Raw genomic sequence first — 17,092 nt, forward strand, 5'->3', positions numbered from 1 at the left:
TAGGGAATTTTAATCTTATTATCTTTTCATTAATACAAATAAAAATTAGTATTTTTTTTATTTAGTTTTTCTCATATTTGTATCATTCCAACGCTTAAGGAATTTTTCATATGAAAAATATAAAAAACGCATTGTTTTACGTTAGTATAACCGGAGGGTTTACTGCGTTAATGTTTTGGATTGTTTCTAAAGGGAAAGCCTTAGAAATAGGAAGAAATGTGGTTGAAAAATCGTCAAATGACACCTTGTTCATGCAATTTTTTAAATCACTTGTTCATAATTTAGAGCATCCTTTAGCTATCTTATTACTTCAAATAATAACCATTATCATAGTTGCCCGTTTTTTTGGATGGATTTTCAGAAAAATTGGTCAGCCATCAGTTATTGGAGAAATTATTGCTGGAATTTTCTTAGGGCCATCCTTAGTAGGCATGTATTTTCCGGAATATTCTGCGATGCTTTTCCCTGCGGATTCTCTTGGGAACCTACAATTTTTAAGTCAGATTGGACTTATTCTTTTCATGTTTGTTGTAGGAATGGAATTGGATTTAAAAGTTTTAAAAAACAGAGCCAATGAGGCCATTGTAATTAGTCATGCCAGTATTGTAATTCCGTTTACATTGGGAATTGGTTTGGCTTATTTTATCTACTATCGTTTTGCTCCAGCAGGTGTCCCTTTCTTGTCTTTTGCATTGTTTATGGGTATTGCCATGAGTATAACGGCATTTCCTGTATTAGCTCGAATTGTTCAGGAACGCGGTATTCATAAAACCAAATTAGGTGCTATCGTTATAACATGTGCTGCCGCCGATGATATTACGGCTTGGTGTATTCTTGCGGCCGTAATTGCCATTGTAAAAGCAGGAACTTTTGCCAGTTCTATGTATATTATTTCATTGGCAATACTTTATGTTTTGCTGATGCTTTTTGTTGTAAAACCCTTCTTGAAAAAGATTGGGGATTTATATGCCACAAGAGAAAATTTAAGTAAACCAGTTGTTGCCATTTTTATTGTAACGCTTATTATTTCTTCCTACATCACCGAAATTATTGGTATTCATGCCTTGTTTGGCGCTTTCATGACGGGAGCAATCATGCCGGATATTACTAAAATTAGAAAAATAATAATCGAGAAGGTGGAAGATGTTTCCCTAATATTATTATTGCCTTTATTTTTTGTTTTTACGGGATTACGAACAGAAATTGGCTTAATAAATGGCACTTATTTATGGCAGATTACCGGATTAATTATTCTAGTTGCCGTTGTAGGAAAGTTTTTTGGAAGTGCTTTGGCAGCAAAATTTGTAGGACAAAATTGGAGGGATAGTTTAACCATTGGTGCCTTAATGAACACACGTGGGTTAATGGAATTGATTGTGTTAAATATTGGTTTGGATTTAAAAGTTTTAACTCCAGAGGTCTTTACCATGATGGTAATTATGGCACTAGTTACCACATTTATGACAGGTCCAGTTATTGACTTGATTGATTTTATTTTTAATAAAAAAGTAGAAGTACTTCCAATTACAGTTGGGGAGACCAATAAATTTAAAATTCTAATTTCTTTTGGAACCAATGAAAAAGGAAGGTCTTTACTTAGACTTGCTAATAGTTTTGTAAAAAAACAAAAAGAAAACACCAATGTAACCGTATTGCATTTGTCACTAAGTGATGAGGTACATTCCTATAATTTAAAAGATTACGAGAAGGAAACTTTTGAACCCATCCTTAATGAAGCAACATTGTTAAAACAAGAGGTAACGCCAATTTTTAAATCTACTTCAGATATAGAAGGCGATATTGCAGATATTGCTACTCGCGGAGAATTTGACTTGATTTTAGTTGGTTTAGGGAAATCAATTTTTGAAGGTTCGCTTTTAGGAAAAGTGCTGGGTTTCACAACCCGAATAATCAATCCAGAACGGTTACTTGATAAATTTACAGGTAAAGAAGGGTTATTTGAAAACTCTCCTTTTGATGATAAAACCAGGTTGTTGATTTCTAAAAGTAAAATGCCAATTGGAATTTTAGTTGATAAAGATTTGACCGAAATCAATGAAATCTTTGTTCCAATTTTCGGAATTGAAGATGCCTTTTTGATTGAATATGCTCAAAAATTGATTTATAACAACGAAGCAAAAGCGACAGTATTGGAAATAAACGATCAGGTGAAAAACAATTTTATCATTGAAAATGCCATTGCGGCTTTAGATAAATCGTATCCAAATTCTATTTCAATCATATCCGAATCAGAGATGAAAGCAGGCTTTTTAGCAAAACAAGATTTGATGGTAATTTCACTTGATAGTTGGAAAAAATTAGTTGATGCCCAAAGCGTTTGGTTGAGTACAGTTCCGTCGGTGTTGATTATTAAGCCCTAATTAAAATCCTAAATCCAACACATAGGAAATCTTCAAGGAAAGGTTGTCTTCTAATTTTGGAAGCCCATTTGGACCATATCTAAAGAAAAATGTAAGTCCGAAGCCCTTATAAATTGAGTTGGCTTCAATTCCACTTTCTAGAAACCCTTTTTCTAAAGTTTTATATTCAATCCCAATATGCTGTTGTGGTTGGTCCATAGTTCCTATTGCCATTCGGGTTACCAAAGAAATGAGTGGCTTAATTTTATAGCCTAATTTCACTTTATTGAACGTATGTTTCACCTGAAAGGTTGCATATTTGCTAGAGAAAAACTCATTAAAATACATCGTTTCAAAGCTATTTTTTCCTGCAAAAGTGACTCTTTTTAGCATGGAATCTTTATTCAAGTTATTCGGAGCAATACTATAAAGATGGGTTATGGGCACATCTCCAAGAGCCAATCCGCCTTGAACTGTAAAGGATGTTTTTTGACCAGATAAAAACGGAATTTCATGTACAAATCGCAAATCGATTTTGGTAAAATCAAAATCACTACCCAAAAAATTAGAAAATGACTTGGTTATTTGAAAGGCAATTTTTGGAGACTTTTTATCTATTTCTAGTCTTCCGGTTGCCGTTTGCATGTACTCACTAAAAGGATTCCACTGAATAGCAAATTGTAATGCGGTTGTATTGAAATTATAATATTCGTTGTCTTTAGCCAAGAATTTGTAATCAAATAATGGTGTAATTTCATTTTTTGCCAAAGCAAAATAAGTATCCGTTTTAGCAAAGAATTTACTTTCTACAAAAGCCGAAATAGATTTATAGTTATAAAAAGTTGAAATATTTATGGGCCTCGAATCGTATATTTTAAAACGCTTGTTTTCGGTAGCAAATTCAATTTGCCCAATTTCTTTCAAATCATTGGTATAGGAAGCACTTACCCATGAATTTGTTTCCTTGCTTAACAGATACGAAGGGGTGATGTTGTACTTGAATTGTGCGTCTTTAAACCCATAGGCCACATAACCACTGAACTTATATTTATCCGAAAGCTTTGAATTTGTTACTCCTCCAATTCCCAATCTAAATCCTTCGTAATTATTATATTTTAGTAGTGATTTAAAATCTACATCAATTAAGTTAACCGGATAATATCCATTAATTAGTTTTCTTCCAAGAACAATTTTATGCTCTATATTTTCAGCTTGCGACAAACTATCTAAACTCACGTAAGTTTGAATTTTTCGAACATCTACGCTGTCTTTTTGAAAAGTGTACCAATAATTATTTGGTTTAGACATGCTGTTTTCGGGCACATCAATTTTAATTGCCGGTTTTTTTATCGGAGTTTCACTTTTGTATTTAATTTCAAATGGGGTAGATTCTAATTTTAAATAACATTGATCGGAGGCATTTTTACTCAATCCATCCAAACCAGTATTGAATTTTATGGTGCTCCCAAGGATGGTTACATCTTCAACATTATTCCCTTTTACAACGGTAATGCTTCTTTTTTCTGGAAACCAAATGGATTTTTCTTTCACATAATTAAAGGTGTAAGTAGCATTTATATTTGCCATTCCATAAATTCTAAAAAAGGCTTTGCAAAGAGCATCCGATTCGGCATCAATGTAGAGCAATCCGCGTAATCTATTTGAATCTAATTTTCTCGGTTGAAAATAAATTTGATATACCGTTCTATTTTGAATTGTTAGGGTATCAATAATTTTGAAAACATATAATTTTCTACCATAATTTGAAATCGGATTGTGAACAGAAACGCCAAGAATGTCTAATTTGTTTTCGTATAAAGAATACGAAATCAAGTTCAAGCCCAAATATTCATAAAGCGGTTTTTTAAACCCAGCCATTCTTGAAGCCAAAATGGTTTCTTTGGTTTTATTTTTTTGGAATTGGATGCGGTTTACTTTTTCGGTTTCGTACAAATGTTGTTTTTCCGAATAGCGCTTAAATTTATAATTTGAAGAATCAATTTTAATTCGGGGTTTCCCAAAAAAACTCTTTTTGATTATGGTGTCAATTTTTTCTGAAATCGAATCGGGTGTGGCAGAAACTATGAGGTTTTCATAATTTTTATATTCAAAATTTTTAAGTACTTTCTCGGGTTGATTTTTTGATTTATTCTCCACTACTTTTTTCAAAATAGCATTGACTTGAGCCTCCGAATAGATTTCTTTTTCTTTTAAAGTAGTATTGGAAACCAATTTGATAGACAAATATTTGGCGCCCACAGTTTGATAATAAGTTTTATCATAATACCCTTTGTAAGAAACCAAAATTGGCTTGGAATCTTCCTGAATTACAAGGCTAAATTTGCCTTCCCAATCGGAATTTATGGTTTTATTATTGTAGGTGATTTTAGCAAATGCTATCGGTATTGAGGTGTCGTAATCTAGTATTTGACCCTGCATCGTTTTTTGAGAATAAACGAAGAAGCAGCAAAAAAAGGATAGCAAAATCCAATATTTTTTCATCCAGTAGATTGGGTATTAATTATTCGGTAAAGGTAGCAATAAAAAAATCCGAACGCGAAATGGGTCCGGATTTATATGTAGTTTTAATGTAAAATTAAACTTTCATGATTTCAGCTTCTTTAACAGCCAAATGTTCTTCGATTTTCTTGATAAAAGCATCTGTTAATTTTTGAACATCGTCTTCCGCTTTTTTACATAAATCTTCTGAAGTTCCGTCTTTTTCTAATTTTTTAATGTCGTTGTTGGCATCTTTTCTGTGGTTACGAACTCCAATTTTTGCATCTTCTGCTTCTTGTTTAGCTTGTTTTACTAAATCTCTACGGCGATCCTCTGTTAATGGTGGTACGGTAATGATTACGATATCTCCGTTATTCATTGGATTAAAACCTAAGTTAGCAATCATGATTGCTTTTTCGATAGGTTGCAACATGCTTTTTTCGTAAGGTTGAATCGTGATGGTTCTTGCATCCGGCACATTCACATTAGCAACTTGCGAAAGGGGTGTTTGTGATCCGTAATAATCCACAAAAACACTTCCTAACATTTGTGGAGATGCTTTTCCTGCTCTAATATTTAAAAATGATTTTTCTAAGTGGTCTACAGAACCCGTCATGGCTTCTTTTGCACTATCAATTATAAATTCAATTTCTTCCATTTTGTATTTAGATTTTCAACTAATAATCTATTATATATTTACTTCGGTACCTATGTTTTCGCCTTCACAAATTTTTAAAAGATTTCCTTTTTTATTCATGTCAAAAACTACAATTGGTAATTTATTTTCTTGGCTTAAAGTAAATGCCGTAGTGTCCATTACATTCAGCCCTTTTTTGATTACATCGTCAAACGAAATATAATCAAATTTCTCTGCAGACTTATCCTTTTCAGGATCGGCAGTATAAATTCCGTCAACTCGTGTTCCTTTTAAGATAACATCGGCGTGAACTTCAACACCTCTTAATACTGCAGCAGTATCTGTGGTGAAATATGGATTTCCTGTTCCAGCTCCAAAAATTACAATACGGCCTTTTTCTAAATGGCGCACGGCTCTTCTTTTAATGTAGGGTTCTGCAATGGCTTCAATTTTTAAAGCAGTTTGCAAACGGGTTAACATACCTTTGTCTTCAAGAGCGCCTTGCAATGCCATACCGTTAATTACAGTAGCAAGCATTCCCATGTAATCTCCCTGAACACGATCCATTCCGTTGCTAGCACCAGAAACCCCTCTAAAAATATTTCCTCCTCCAATTACAATAGCAATTTCAATTCCTTTGTCGTGAAGTTGTTTAATTTCCTCTGCATATTCTGAAAGAATTTTAGGATCAATTCCATACTGTCTTTCACCCATTAATGCTTCACCACTTAATTTTAGAAGAATTCTTTTGTATTTCATTATTGAAAGGTCTTGATTGATTTATCTGAATGCAAATATAAACATTTACTTTTTTTATTTTGATGCTAAATTAAAGTTATGTAACATTTCTTACAGTTTATATTTTATCTGAATTGTATATTTGTACCATAAAATTATAAAGCATGAATTCAGTTATTTCTACAAGCATTTCCAATAGTTTCTCCTATGATGAGTACAGAACTCTTGTTGCAACCTATGCCCAAGAAGGTAAAACAACCGGATTGACAACAACTCCAGAATACATTAATTACACTAAATTAAACGAGTCGCGCATGCAACGTTTAGATAAAACTATTGAGGTGACCCCGGAAGCAAAATTAGTTTTGGAAAATTTATCCAAAGAATATATTTGGTTGGTACTTGCTGAAAGTTGGTGTGGTGATGCTGCTCAAGTGGTCCCTGTAATTCACAAAATGGCTGAGGTAACTTCAAAAATTGACTTGCGAATTGTGCTTCGAGATGAAAATGAAGAATTGATGAATTTGTTTTTAACCAATGGCACTAAGTCGATTCCGAAATTAATTATTATTGAAAAAGAAACCGGAGTTGTTGATGGTGATTTTGGTCCGAGACCTGTTCCAGCTAAGCAATTAATTGTTGATTATAAAGCAGCTCATGGGGTAGTAGATGAAACGGCCAAAATTGAATTACAAAAATGGTATTTAGCCGATAAAGGGGTTGCAATTCAAAACGAAATTACGACTCTGTTGACAGCAACTGCTTCTCAAATTCTTCAGGATTAATTCCGTTTACAACAGCATAATCTCCAATTTTTGTTCTTCGTAATTCGGATAAATAGGCTCCCGAATTTAATGCTTTACCAAAATCAAAGGCTAGTGAACGAATGTAAGTCCCTTTGCTGCATTGCACCCGAAACGAAATTTCTGGCAAGTTTATTTTGGTTATTTCAAATTCGTAGATCGTAGTTTTTCTTGCTTCAATTTCTACTTCTTCACCAGCGCGAGCGTGCTCGTACAATCGTTTTCCCTCTTTTTTTATTGCCGAAAAAACGGGAGGTTTTTGATTGATTTCTCCCAAAAATTGTTTGGTTGTTTCAATAATCAATGTTTCGTTGATGTGTTCAGTAGGGAAAGTAGCATCAATTTGGGTTTCTAAATCATACGATGGGGTAGTGGCACCAACAGTTATAGTCCCGGTATATTCTTTGGCTTGCGCCTGAATTTCTGTAATTTTTTTGGTAAATTTTCCGGTGCAAATGATGAGCAATCCAGTAGCTAATGGGTCTAATGTGCCGGCATGACCAATTTTAAATTTCTTCGGAAGATCGTATTTTCGTTTTAATATGTATTTCAATTTATTAACCGCTTGAAACGAACTCCAAGTGAGCGGTTTGTCAATTAAAAGTACTTGACCTTCTAAATAATCTTCTGCCGACATTAAATAACGTCTAGTTTATGAATAAAAAAATGAATCAGTAGCAAGGCAAGTCCAACGGCAATTCGGTAATAACCAAATATTTTAAATCCGTTTTTGCTTAAGAAACCAATGAAGCTTTTTATTGCAATTAATGCTACGATAAACCCAACTACATTTCCAATTATTAGTAAATTAATTTGATCGTGGGTTAACACGAATCCGTCTTTATAATAATCGTAACATTTTTTTACTGTAGCACCAAGCATGGTAGGCACCGCCAAAAAGAAGGAAAATTCGGCTGCGGTAGTTCTCGATAATTTTTGTGTCATTCCACCTACAATACTAGCGCCACTTCTAGATACACCAGGAACCATGGCTAAGCATTGAAATAAGCCAATTTTTATTGCGGTTACATAACTTATTTCTTGGCTTGAAACCACTTCGGTTTCTTTTGAAAACCAATCATCCACTTTTAATAAAATAATACCTCCAACTAGCAAAGAGACTGCTACAGTAACTGGATTTTCTAATAGGGCATCAATTTTTTTACTGAATAACAATCCGAAAACGACCGCAGGGATGAAGGCTACCAATAATTTGAAATAAAAATCAAAGCTTTGAAAAAAGCGCTTAAAGTACAATACCACCACAGATAATATGGTGCCGAGTTGAATTACAATGGTAAAAAGTTTTGTAAATTCTTCTTGGCTAATACCAAAAAAAGAACTCGCAATAATCATATGTCCTGTAGAAGAAACTGGTAAAAACTCAGTAATTCCTTCTATAATTGCAAGTACAATTGCTTGAAAATAATCCATTTATTTTGCTTTTTTAAAGATAGAATAAATAGTAATTCCAAATCCAATTAACACCATAGTTGGCGCTAATCGAATTCTTCGGAAACTAAATACATCTTCATTAAAGACTTTTGGGTCATCACTTCCACCACCCGACATAAGGATAAATCCCAAAGCGATTACAGCAATTCCAATAAGTAATATTTTGTAATTTACTTTGTCAAAAAGAAAATCGGGTTTTTGTTCGTTGTTTTTCATATTAATTAATATAAATCATCGGTTCTTAAATTAAGGAAGCGTTGTGTTGCAAAATAGGTTCCAGCTAATGTAATTACTACACCCAAAACGAGTACTCCAAACAATACTAAAATAGTAAGTAATTGGTCTCTAAAAATATCCAATGCTGGGTAATTGGTTGAAATATATACGAGCACACCAATTAGCGCTAATATTGCCAATCCAGATCCTATTGCTCCTAGAATCACACTTCTTGTTAAAAATGGTTTTCTAATGAATGCCTTGGTAGCACCCACCATTTGCATGGTTTTAATGATAAATCGATTGGCGTAAATAGATAATCGAAGTGAACTATTGATTAACAAAATTGAAATCACTGTAAATATACCGCTGATGATTAATACCCAAAGGCTAATTTTTTTTACGTTGTCATTTACCAAGGTAATCAATTGTTTATCATAAACTACATCGGCAACCATTGGGTTTCTTCTAATTTCACTTTCCAAGCTTGAAAATCCTGCAGTGGTAACATAATCTGCTTTCAAGTGAATGTCATAGGAATTGTTTAGCGGGTTGGCGCCCAAAAACTCAGTAAAATTTTCTCCTAATGTTTTTTCATGCTCTTTGGCAGCTTGTTCTTTGGAAACGAAAACAAAATCTTTGGCATATTTTCCGGTTTTCATTTCGGTTTCAAAAGCTTTAAAGATGGTATCTGTTGCTTCTGTTTTAAAGAAGACAGTCATTACAATATCTTCCTTAAAATTATCTGATAATCTTTTAGAATTAATGATAAAAAGCCCTAATAATCCTAGTAAAAACAACACTAGAAATACACTTAAAACTACTGAAAAATAAGATGAAATTAATCTGCGTTTTTGAAATTTATCAAATGAAGATGCCATAGATATTAATATTTAAGTTGTAAAAATAATAAACAATTTCTTTATTCATAGTTTATAACGATTAAAGTTTTGACTTTAGTACAATAAATGTAAATTTGTTGCTTAAATTTTGGGTCAAACCAAGCAACTGTAAACGCTTAGAATGAAATATTTTCACGAACAAATAGAAGCCAAGTGGCGCAAGTATTGGGCAGAAAAACAAACTTTTGCTGCATCCAATAATTCAGATAAACCGAAATACTATGTATTGGATATGTTTCCTTATCCTTCAGGAGCAGGGCTGCATGTTGGGCATCCGCTAGGTTATATTGCTTCTGATATTGTGGCGCGTTATAAACGCCATCAAGGGTTTAATGTGTTGCATCCACAAGGGTATGACTCTTTTGGATTGCCTGCAGAGCAATATGCAATTCAAACGGGGCAACACCCTGATACAACTACAAAAGAAAATATTTCTCGCTACCGCGAACAATTAGATAAAATCGGTTTTTCATTTGATTGGAATCGGGAAGTGCGTACTTCTAATGCCGATTATTACAAACATACCCAATGGATTTTCATTCAATTATTTGAATCTTGGTATAACAAAAATTCCAATAAAGCAGAGGCTATTTCTACCCTGATTTCTATTTTTGAAAAAGAAGGAAATGCTACTGTAAATGCCGTTTGTGATGATGCCGTTGCCTCTTTTTCGGCTGCCGAATGGAATGCATTTTCATCGGAAGAAAAACAAAGAATTTTACTGCAATACCGCCTAACTTACTTGGCAGAAACAGAGGTAAACTGGTGCCCCGGATTGGGAACTGTTTTAGCCAATGATGAAATAATAAATGGAGTTTCTGAACGAGGTGGACATCCGGTTATTCGTAAAAAAATGACGCAATGGTCGATGCGAATTTCAGCTTATGCAGAGCGTTTATTGCAAGGATTGAACGATATCGATTGGAGTGAATCGATAAAAGAATCGCAAAGAAATTGGATTGGGAAAAGCGTAGGGGCTATGGTTCAATTTAAATTGGAAAATTCAGATTCGTATATTGAAGTTTTTACTACCCGTCCTGATACTATTTTTGGAGTTACTTTCATGACTTTGGCTCCAGAACACGAATTGGTTTCTAAAATCACTTCTCCAACTCAAAAAGCTGCTGTTGAAGCTTATGTTGAAGCAACCGCAAAACGATCAGAAAGAGAAAGAATGGCTGATGTAAAAACCATTTCAGGAGTATTTACAGGCGCTTATGCCGAACATCCTTTTACAAAAGAACCAATTCCGGTTTGGATTGGAGATTATGTGTTGGCTGGCTACGGAACCGGAGCGGTAATGGCCGTACCTTGTGGCGATGAGCGAGATTATGCCTTTGCCAATTTCTTTAAAGGTCAAAACGGAATGCCAGAAATAAAAAACATATTCAATAAAGATATTTCGGAAGCGGCTTATGGCGAGAAAGGTGGATTTGAATTGGTGAATTCGGATTTCCTTAACGGATTAGGATACAAAGAAGGAACCAAAAAAAGCATTGAAGCTTTAGAGAAAATTAATCAAGGTAAAGGGAAAACCAATTATCGTTTGCGCGATGCTGTTTTTTCACGTCAAAGATATTGGGGAGAGCCTTTTCCGGCGTATTATGTAAACGGCTTACCGCAAATGATTGATCAAAAGTACTTGCCAATCGTATTGCCAGAAGTTGAAAAATACTTACCAACAGAAGACGGTCAGCCGCCTTTAGGAAATGCAGCTACTTGGGCTTGGGACAGTGTTCAATGTTCGGTAGTTAGCAATGAGTTGATTGATAATGTAACTGTTTTTCCATTAGAATTGAACACCATGCCAGGATGGGCAGGGTCTTCTTGGTATTGGATGCGTTATATGGATGCACAAAATGAAACCGAATTTGCTTCGGCGGAAGCCTTAAAATATTGGCAAAATGTAGATTTATATATTGGTGGAAGCGAACACGCAACCGGACACTTATTGTATTCTCGTTTTTGGAATAAATTTCTAAAAGATAGAGGATATGCCCCAACTGAGGAGCCATTTAAAAAATTAATCAATCAGGGGATGATTTTAGGAATGAGTGCTTTTGTATACAGAAGCGAAGATTCTAAAAAGTTATATTCGAAAGGATTGACAGCCGGAATTAATGTACAACCAATACATGTAGATTTATCGGTAATAAATGACATTACCAACGAATTGGATATTGAAGCCTTCAAAAAACATCCACTTTATTCTGACTATAAAAACGCTGAATTCGTATTAGAAAACGGAAAATATATTGTAGGTCGTGAAGTAGAAAAGATGTCTAAATCCAAATACAATGTGGTTAACCCAGATGATATTTGTAATGATTATGGTGCGGATACCTTGCGTTTGTATGAAATGTTTTTAGGACCGTTAGAGCAAGCAAAACCATGGAATACAGCAGGAATTACAGGTGTTTCGGGATTCTTAAAAAAACTATGGCGCTTGTATTTTGACGATAATGGATTGTTAGTTACCGATGGAGAGCCAACAGCAGAAATGTACAAATCCTTACATAAAACCATCAAAAAGGTAACAGAAGATATTGAGAATTTCTCTTTCAATACTTCGGTTTCTCAGTTTATGATTTGTGTAAACGAATTGGCAACTTTAAAATGCAATCACAGAAAAATTTTAGAACCTTTGGCGGTAATTATCTCTCCGTATGCGCCACATATTGCAGAAGAATTATGGAGTCAGTTGGGTCATGAAGGATCTATTTCTACAGTTGCTTTTCCGGTATTTGAAGAAAAATATTTGGTAGAATCAGAGAAAGAATACCCAGTTTCCTTTAACGGAAAAATGCGATTCACCATCAAATTACCTTTGGATTTAACCGTTCCGCAAATACAAGAAATTGTAATGGCAGATCAAAGAACGCTAAAACAATTAGACGGAAGAACGCCGAATAAAGTAATTATTGTTCCTGGGAAAGTGATCAACTTGGTTGGGTAGTCTTGACTATTTGGCGAAAGTCGATAAAATCACTGCAATAGATAACCAAACTACGCCATGAATTAATAAGCATTTGGCATAACTTTGATTGCCATACAATTGCTTTACTAAATGCACCATAAAATAAATAATACTTATCGGAATAAATAAGTAGAGCAGTAGCACACCGCCATTTGGAGTATTCCCGTGGGTAGGAAAGAGCTCATAGGCTATACCTGCAATTAATATATAGATGGTATAAAAAGCGATAAGAATATTTTCTTTAGATAGTTTAGGCATCTTCATGATTAGTTTGAATGTACTTATTGAGTTTTCAAAAATAGCAATAATGCGTTACAAATTAAAGGTTTGAAAACATAAAAAAAGCACCAGGATGACTGGTGCTTTTTGTTTTGATAAAAAAGAAATTATTTTTTCTTTTTTGCTCCTTTTTCTGCTTTGGCAGCTTCTTGAGCAGCTTTCATCGCAGCACGTGAAATCTTCACTTGACAAACCACAGTGTTGTCTGGGTGCATCAATTTGAAATTGTTTGTAGCGATTTTAGTTACATACAATTTGTTACCCATTTGTAACTCAGAAATGTTAGCCTCAACAAAATCAGGAAGATTTTTTGGTAAAGCTTTCACTTTTAATCTTCTTTGGTTAAGGTTTAACACCCCTCCTAAAAGTACACCTGGAGATGTTCCTGTAACTTTAACTGGCACTTCCATAACGATTTCTTTATCGTCTGTTAATTGGAAGAAGTCAATGTGAAGGATAGCATCGCTAATTGGGTGAAATTGGATGTCTTGCAAAATAGCATTGTAAGTTTTTCCAGCCAAATCAATCGCAACAGTGTGCGCGTTTGGAGTGTAAACCAAGCTTTTGAAAGCTTTTGATTCTGCTGTAAAATGCACTGGTTGACTTCCTCCGTAAATTACGCAAGGAACCATTCCAGCATCACGTACGGCTTTAGTTGCCTTTTTGCCTACGCTTTCTCTTTCTGATCCTTTAATCGAAATTGATTTCATTGTAAAAATATATAGTTAATAAATAAAAAATTCATTTTTAAGCTTTCAGCTATTGGCTTTTAGCTTTTTGGGGCGTTCCCTTCGGGCGGTCTTTCGGCTGCACGCGGTGCTTGCCTCTATCCCTAACGCATTCTGTTAATTACATTAAAAATTTTCCACTGATGGAATTGTTGTGTTGCACCATGTGCATTACTTCTGCAAAAAGAGGTGCACAACTCACTACTCTTATTTTTTTTGATTCTTTCTTTAACGGAATAGAATCGGTAACAATTAATTCTAATAATTTAGAATTTTCTATTTTCTCATAAGCCTCTCCCGATAGAATTGCGTGAGTACAAATTGCTCTTACGCTTAGCGCTCCTTTTTCTATCATTAAGTCGGCTGCTTTGGCTAATGTACCTCCGGTGTCAATCATGTCATCTACCAAAATTACATTTCTGCCTTTCACTTCACCTATAAGTTCCATTGTATCAATTACATTGGCTACTTTTCTTTGTTTGTAACAAATTACCACATCCGATTCTAAAAATTTAGAATACGCATAGGCTCTTTTTGAACCTCCCATATCTGGAGATGCAATAGTTAAATTCTCAAGACCTAAACTTTTTACATAAGGCAAGAATATGGTTGAAGCGAATAGGTGGTCTACTGGTTTTTCAAAAAACCCTTGAATTTGATCTGCATGTAAATCCATGGTCATAATTCGTGTAGCCCCTGCTGTTTCTAATAGTTTTGCTACTAGTTTTGCTCCAATTGGCACCCTTGGCTTGTCTTTTCGGTCTTGTCTAGCCCATCCAAAATAAGGTATTACAGGAGTAATGTGTCTTGCTGAAGCTCTTTTAGCAGCATCAATCATTAACAATAGTTCCATTAAATTGTCTGCACTAGGAAAAGTAGAGCACACAATAAAAACGCGTAAACCTCTTATAGATTCTTCAAAGGAAGGTTGAAATTCCCCGTCACTATAATGTGAGAACGTAACTTTACCTAACGGAATTCCATAGTTTTTAGCTATTTGTTCCGCTAAATGGACACTTTGGGAACAAGCAAATATTTTTGCTTCTGGTTCTTGATGTGACATTAGTTTGTTGTTTTTATCCCTCGGTGTTTATAAAAATTTAGCAATTCGCTAGATAAATATAAATGCCTCGGGTGTAGTTAGTTAGTTGTGATTCGTTTTTACCGAGCTGCAAATTTAGAAATAAAAACCGATTAGGGAAGGATATTTTTAACTATTTTTTTAAAAAAGTGCAGAATTATTATTTACATTTGCACCGTGTTAAAGAAAAAACATCTTCACGATGTTTCTTTATTGCGTTAATATAACTGTTGTTATTTGTCTGCTAAGCCCGGATGGCGGAATTGGTAGACGCGCTGGTCTCAAACACCTGTGGGAAACCGTGCCGGTTCGACTCCGGCTCCGGGTACATAAACGGAAAGGCTGTCATTTTTGACAGCTTTTCCTTTTTTAGCACCTTCCAAACCCTTGCTATTTCTGGTTAAAACGTTGATTACTTCATTCATATTTGTGGTTCGACAACACTCATTACCTAAAATTAGCTTATCCGTAAACAGTGAACCAATAAGCATTTTTTTTCCTTCATTATCTGTTTCATTGAACAGTATATCAAGGTTTTCAACTAAAGTTAAACCAGTTTCCAGATAATCGTTAACATTTTCGTTATTAAGCTCCAAAGCTTCGATTTCAAGCTCCAATCTTCTTAGTTCAGAACTATATCGGTCAACGATACTTGTGTATCGGTCTGCTGGTAATTGATTTGTAAGCCTCATGTCATCTGCATTTTCCAATTGTTCAAGGATTTGCTTTCTTCTTTCTTTCTTTTTACTTAGTTCAACTGATTTATGGCTGTTAGACTCCTTAATAACGTCACTCATTACGTCAATAAATGCATCTTTAATATTTGCGTTGATTTGGATGGAAGTTAGTAAATCAGCAATTCTTGTTTCTACTTTTTCCTTGCGAACCCTAGTTTGGCATTTACCTCTACAATGGTAGTATCCATATCTTTCATTTCTGCCTCTTGAGTAGCTACCTGTGATGGTGTCACCACAGATTTCACAGGTTAGAAATTGTCTAAGTGGGAAGTCATATACCTTTTGATTTGACTTTAATCCTTTCCATCGTTTATTTTTGAAAACCTCTTGCACTTTCAAAAAAGTATCCAAGTCAATCAATGGCTCATGAACAGCATCAACCACAAATGCAGATTCTTTTTTGAACTCTGGAACTTCTATTTTACCAGCATAAACTATATTTTTCAACATGAGGCTGAAAGAACTTTTCTCTAATGTCATCCCTTCTTTTTTCAATCTTTTTCGCACAACTTCTGCTGGTTCAATACCCAAAGCAACTGATTGAAAAGCTCTAGTTACGAAGTGAGCGTTCTCATTTGGAATTAGCTTACTTCTTTTACCTTTTGCAACTCCTCGCTGTGTTCTTGAACCATCTCTGTAGCTGTCATAGCCATAAGGTGCTCTCGAAGCATAGTATCCTTCACATTTGGCTTGATAAGTTCCATTGATAGTCCTACTCGAAATTTTGTCCCGTTCTACCTCACCAGCAGTCAAATATATCGAGAGCACCATTTTATTATCACAATTTGACATGTCAAGGTACTGCTCGGATGCATTTAATTCTATACCAAGTGTTTCAAATTCACGAATTTCTTTCAATGCTTGTTCAATGTTGCGAGAAAATCTATCCCATCGTGCGTATAATATTTTATCAATGGATTTTCTATTTGCTTTTGCAAATGATTTTAATTGTTTCCACTCTGGTCTGTTGAAGTTTTTGGCAGAATGGTCATCTCTGTATGTTTTTACAATATTATATCCCATGCCCGCACAGAATCTTTTTAATGATTCTTCTTAGTAATTTAGGCTAAATCCTTCTGATTGTTCATCCGTACTTACTCTACAGTAAAGTATTACATTTAAGTTGTTGTTTGTATTATTGTTCATTTGAATTGTTTTTATTGTTTGTTATTTGTTTCATCGAGATTACCTCCATACCAATATTGCAGTAATCAATCATAATCTCCATCGTTTCTTCAAAATTTCTTGAGATTCTGTCAAAGCTTTCACACAGTACTGCTGATACAGTTTCAACGTTATTTTTTGCATAATCCATCATGTTTTGCAATTGTTGCTTATTCTTATTTGTTTGAGTATTGTAGTCTGTAAAGACTTTTACAACATTATAACCGTATAAATTACAGAACCTTAAAAGGCGATTCATTTGTTCGTCTTTGTCAATAAATAAGTCACTTGGATTATTGTAGCTCACTCTGCAATAGAGTATTACATTTTCATTTTTGTTTTCGTTTTTCATTTCGTTAAATTTTTTTAGTTTTTGTAATGTTTTCTTGGCAAATAGATGCCAAATTGTATAGTACATTTCGAATTATTTCAATTTCTCTATCGTTGAAATGCACACCTTTTCTGTTTAGTTTTTTTTTACATTCTGTAATTGATAACATTTTACATTCTGTCGCC

15 protein-coding genes, 1 tRNA gene and 2 pseudogenes are annotated in these 17,092 nt (G+C 34.3%); 4 read left to right on the forward strand and 14 right to left on the reverse strand.

Features of this window, described 5'->3' with window-relative positions:
• Nucleotides 1-110: 110 nt before the first annotated feature.
• On the forward strand, nt 111-2,381 hold the full coding sequence (locus ACKOWY_RS07425; RefSeq protein ID WP_408940809.1) for a cation:proton antiporter: 2,271 nt from the start codon (nt 111-113) through the stop codon (nt 2,379-2,381).
• On the opposite strand, the gene ACKOWY_RS07430 is transcribed toward ACKOWY_RS07425, so the two are convergent.
• From ACKOWY_RS07430 to pyrH, 3 genes are all read right to left on the reverse strand, one after another.
• Nucleotides 2,382-4,862 (reverse strand): DUF5686 family protein, encoded by a 2,481-nt coding sequence (locus ACKOWY_RS07430; protein ID WP_408940810.1) that lies wholly within the window; start codon nt 4,860-4,862, stop codon nt 2,382-2,384.
• Between the two features lie 94 nt (nt 4,863-4,956).
• Nucleotides 4,957-5,517, reverse strand: a complete 561-nt coding sequence (gene frr, locus ACKOWY_RS07435; RefSeq protein ID WP_408940811.1) for a ribosome recycling factor — start codon at nt 5,515-5,517, stop codon at nt 4,957-4,959.
• 30 nt (nt 5,518-5,547) lie between these two features.
• Nucleotides 5,548-6,255, reverse strand: coding sequence for a UMP kinase (gene pyrH, locus ACKOWY_RS07440; RefSeq protein WP_408940812.1), 708 nt, complete (start codon nt 6,253-6,255; stop codon nt 5,548-5,550).
• 143 nt (nt 6,256-6,398) lie between these two features.
• Between pyrH and ACKOWY_RS07445 the strand changes: the two genes are divergently transcribed.
• On the forward strand, nt 6,399-7,019 hold the full coding sequence (locus ACKOWY_RS07445; protein WP_408940813.1) for a thioredoxin family protein: 621 nt from the start codon (nt 6,399-6,401) through the stop codon (nt 7,017-7,019).
• On the opposite strand, the gene truB is transcribed toward ACKOWY_RS07445, so the two are convergent.
• Genes truB through ACKOWY_RS07465 form a run of 4 tightly spaced genes read right to left on the reverse strand, consistent with a single transcriptional unit; the run spans nt 6,973 to nt 9,589 of the window.
• The gene (truB, locus tag ACKOWY_RS07450; protein ID WP_408940814.1) at nt 6,973-7,674 is read right to left on the reverse strand and encodes a tRNA pseudouridine(55) synthase TruB; all 702 of its coding nucleotides are present in this window, start codon (nt 7,672-7,674) and stop codon (nt 6,973-6,975) included. The genes ACKOWY_RS07445 and truB overlap by 47 nt on opposite strands.
• A complete protein-coding gene (locus tag ACKOWY_RS07455) occupies nt 7,674-8,471 on the reverse strand; it encodes an undecaprenyl-diphosphate phosphatase (protein ID WP_408940815.1) in 798 nt (265 codons plus the stop codon). Before ACKOWY_RS07455 ends, truB begins: the two co-directional genes overlap by 1 nt.
• The gene (locus tag ACKOWY_RS07460; RefSeq protein WP_408940816.1) at nt 8,472-8,708 is read right to left on the reverse strand and encodes a DUF3098 domain-containing protein; all 237 of its coding nucleotides are present in this window, start codon (nt 8,706-8,708) and stop codon (nt 8,472-8,474) included.
• Between the two features lie 5 nt (nt 8,709-8,713).
• A complete protein-coding gene (locus ACKOWY_RS07465) occupies nt 8,714-9,589 on the reverse strand; it encodes a cell division protein FtsX (RefSeq protein ID WP_408940817.1) in 876 nt (291 codons plus the stop codon).
• A 142-nt stretch (nt 9,590-9,731) separates the two neighbouring features.
• Here ACKOWY_RS07465 and leuS point away from each other — a divergent pair, with 142 nt between their 5' ends.
• Nucleotides 9,732-12,566, forward strand: a complete 2,835-nt coding sequence (leuS, locus tag ACKOWY_RS07470) for a leucine--tRNA ligase (RefSeq protein WP_408940818.1) — start codon at nt 9,732-9,734, stop codon at nt 12,564-12,566.
• 6 nt (nt 12,567-12,572) lie between these two features.
• Here the strand turns inward: leuS and ACKOWY_RS07475 are convergent, their stop codons facing one another.
• The 3 genes from ACKOWY_RS07475 to ACKOWY_RS07485 form a co-directional block, all read right to left on the reverse strand.
• Entirely contained in the window at nt 12,573-12,851 is a 279-nt protein-coding gene (locus ACKOWY_RS07475; protein WP_408940819.1) for a hypothetical protein, read from the reverse strand.
• Nucleotides 12,852-12,973: 122 nt separating this feature from the next.
• Nucleotides 12,974-13,576, reverse strand: coding sequence for a 50S ribosomal protein L25/general stress protein Ctc (locus tag ACKOWY_RS07480; protein WP_408940820.1), 603 nt, complete (start codon nt 13,574-13,576; stop codon nt 12,974-12,976).
• Between the two features lie 139 nt (nt 13,577-13,715).
• Nucleotides 13,716-14,657: a ribose-phosphate pyrophosphokinase gene (locus tag ACKOWY_RS07485; RefSeq protein ID WP_408940821.1), complete on the reverse strand. Its 942-nt coding sequence runs from the start codon at nt 14,655-14,657 to the stop codon at nt 13,716-13,718.
• Nucleotides 14,658-14,923: 266 nt separating this feature from the next.
• On the opposite strand from ACKOWY_RS07485, the gene ACKOWY_RS07490 reads away from it, so the two are divergent.
• Nucleotides 14,924-15,003 (forward strand) — tRNA-Leu (locus ACKOWY_RS07490).
• Between the two features lie 736 nt (nt 15,004-15,739).
• Here the strand turns inward: ACKOWY_RS07490 and ACKOWY_RS07495 are convergent.
• The 4 genes and pseudogenes from ACKOWY_RS07495 to ACKOWY_RS07510 all read right to left on the reverse strand — a co-directional run.
• Nucleotides 15,740-15,994: pseudogene (locus ACKOWY_RS07495) on the reverse strand (recombinase family protein); the annotation flags it as partial.
• Nucleotides 15,994-16,116, reverse strand: coding sequence for a hypothetical protein (locus tag ACKOWY_RS07500; RefSeq protein WP_408940822.1), 123 nt, complete (start codon nt 16,114-16,116; stop codon nt 15,994-15,996). The gene ACKOWY_RS07500 and the pseudogene ACKOWY_RS07495, both read right to left, overlap by 1 nt.
• A gap of 19 nt (nt 16,117-16,135) precedes the next feature.
• Nucleotides 16,136-16,435, reverse strand: a pseudogene (locus ACKOWY_RS07505) (recombinase family protein); the annotation flags it as partial.
• Between the two features lie 112 nt (nt 16,436-16,547).
• On the reverse strand, nt 16,548-16,928 hold the full coding sequence (locus ACKOWY_RS07510) for a recombinase family protein (protein ID WP_408940823.1): 381 nt from the start codon (nt 16,926-16,928) through the stop codon (nt 16,548-16,550).
• Between the last annotated feature and the right edge of the window lie 164 nt (nt 16,929-17,092).

The organism is Flavobacterium sp. (assembly GCF_046073885.1).
GTDB lineage: Bacteria > Bacteroidota > Bacteroidia > Flavobacteriales > Flavobacteriaceae > Flavobacterium.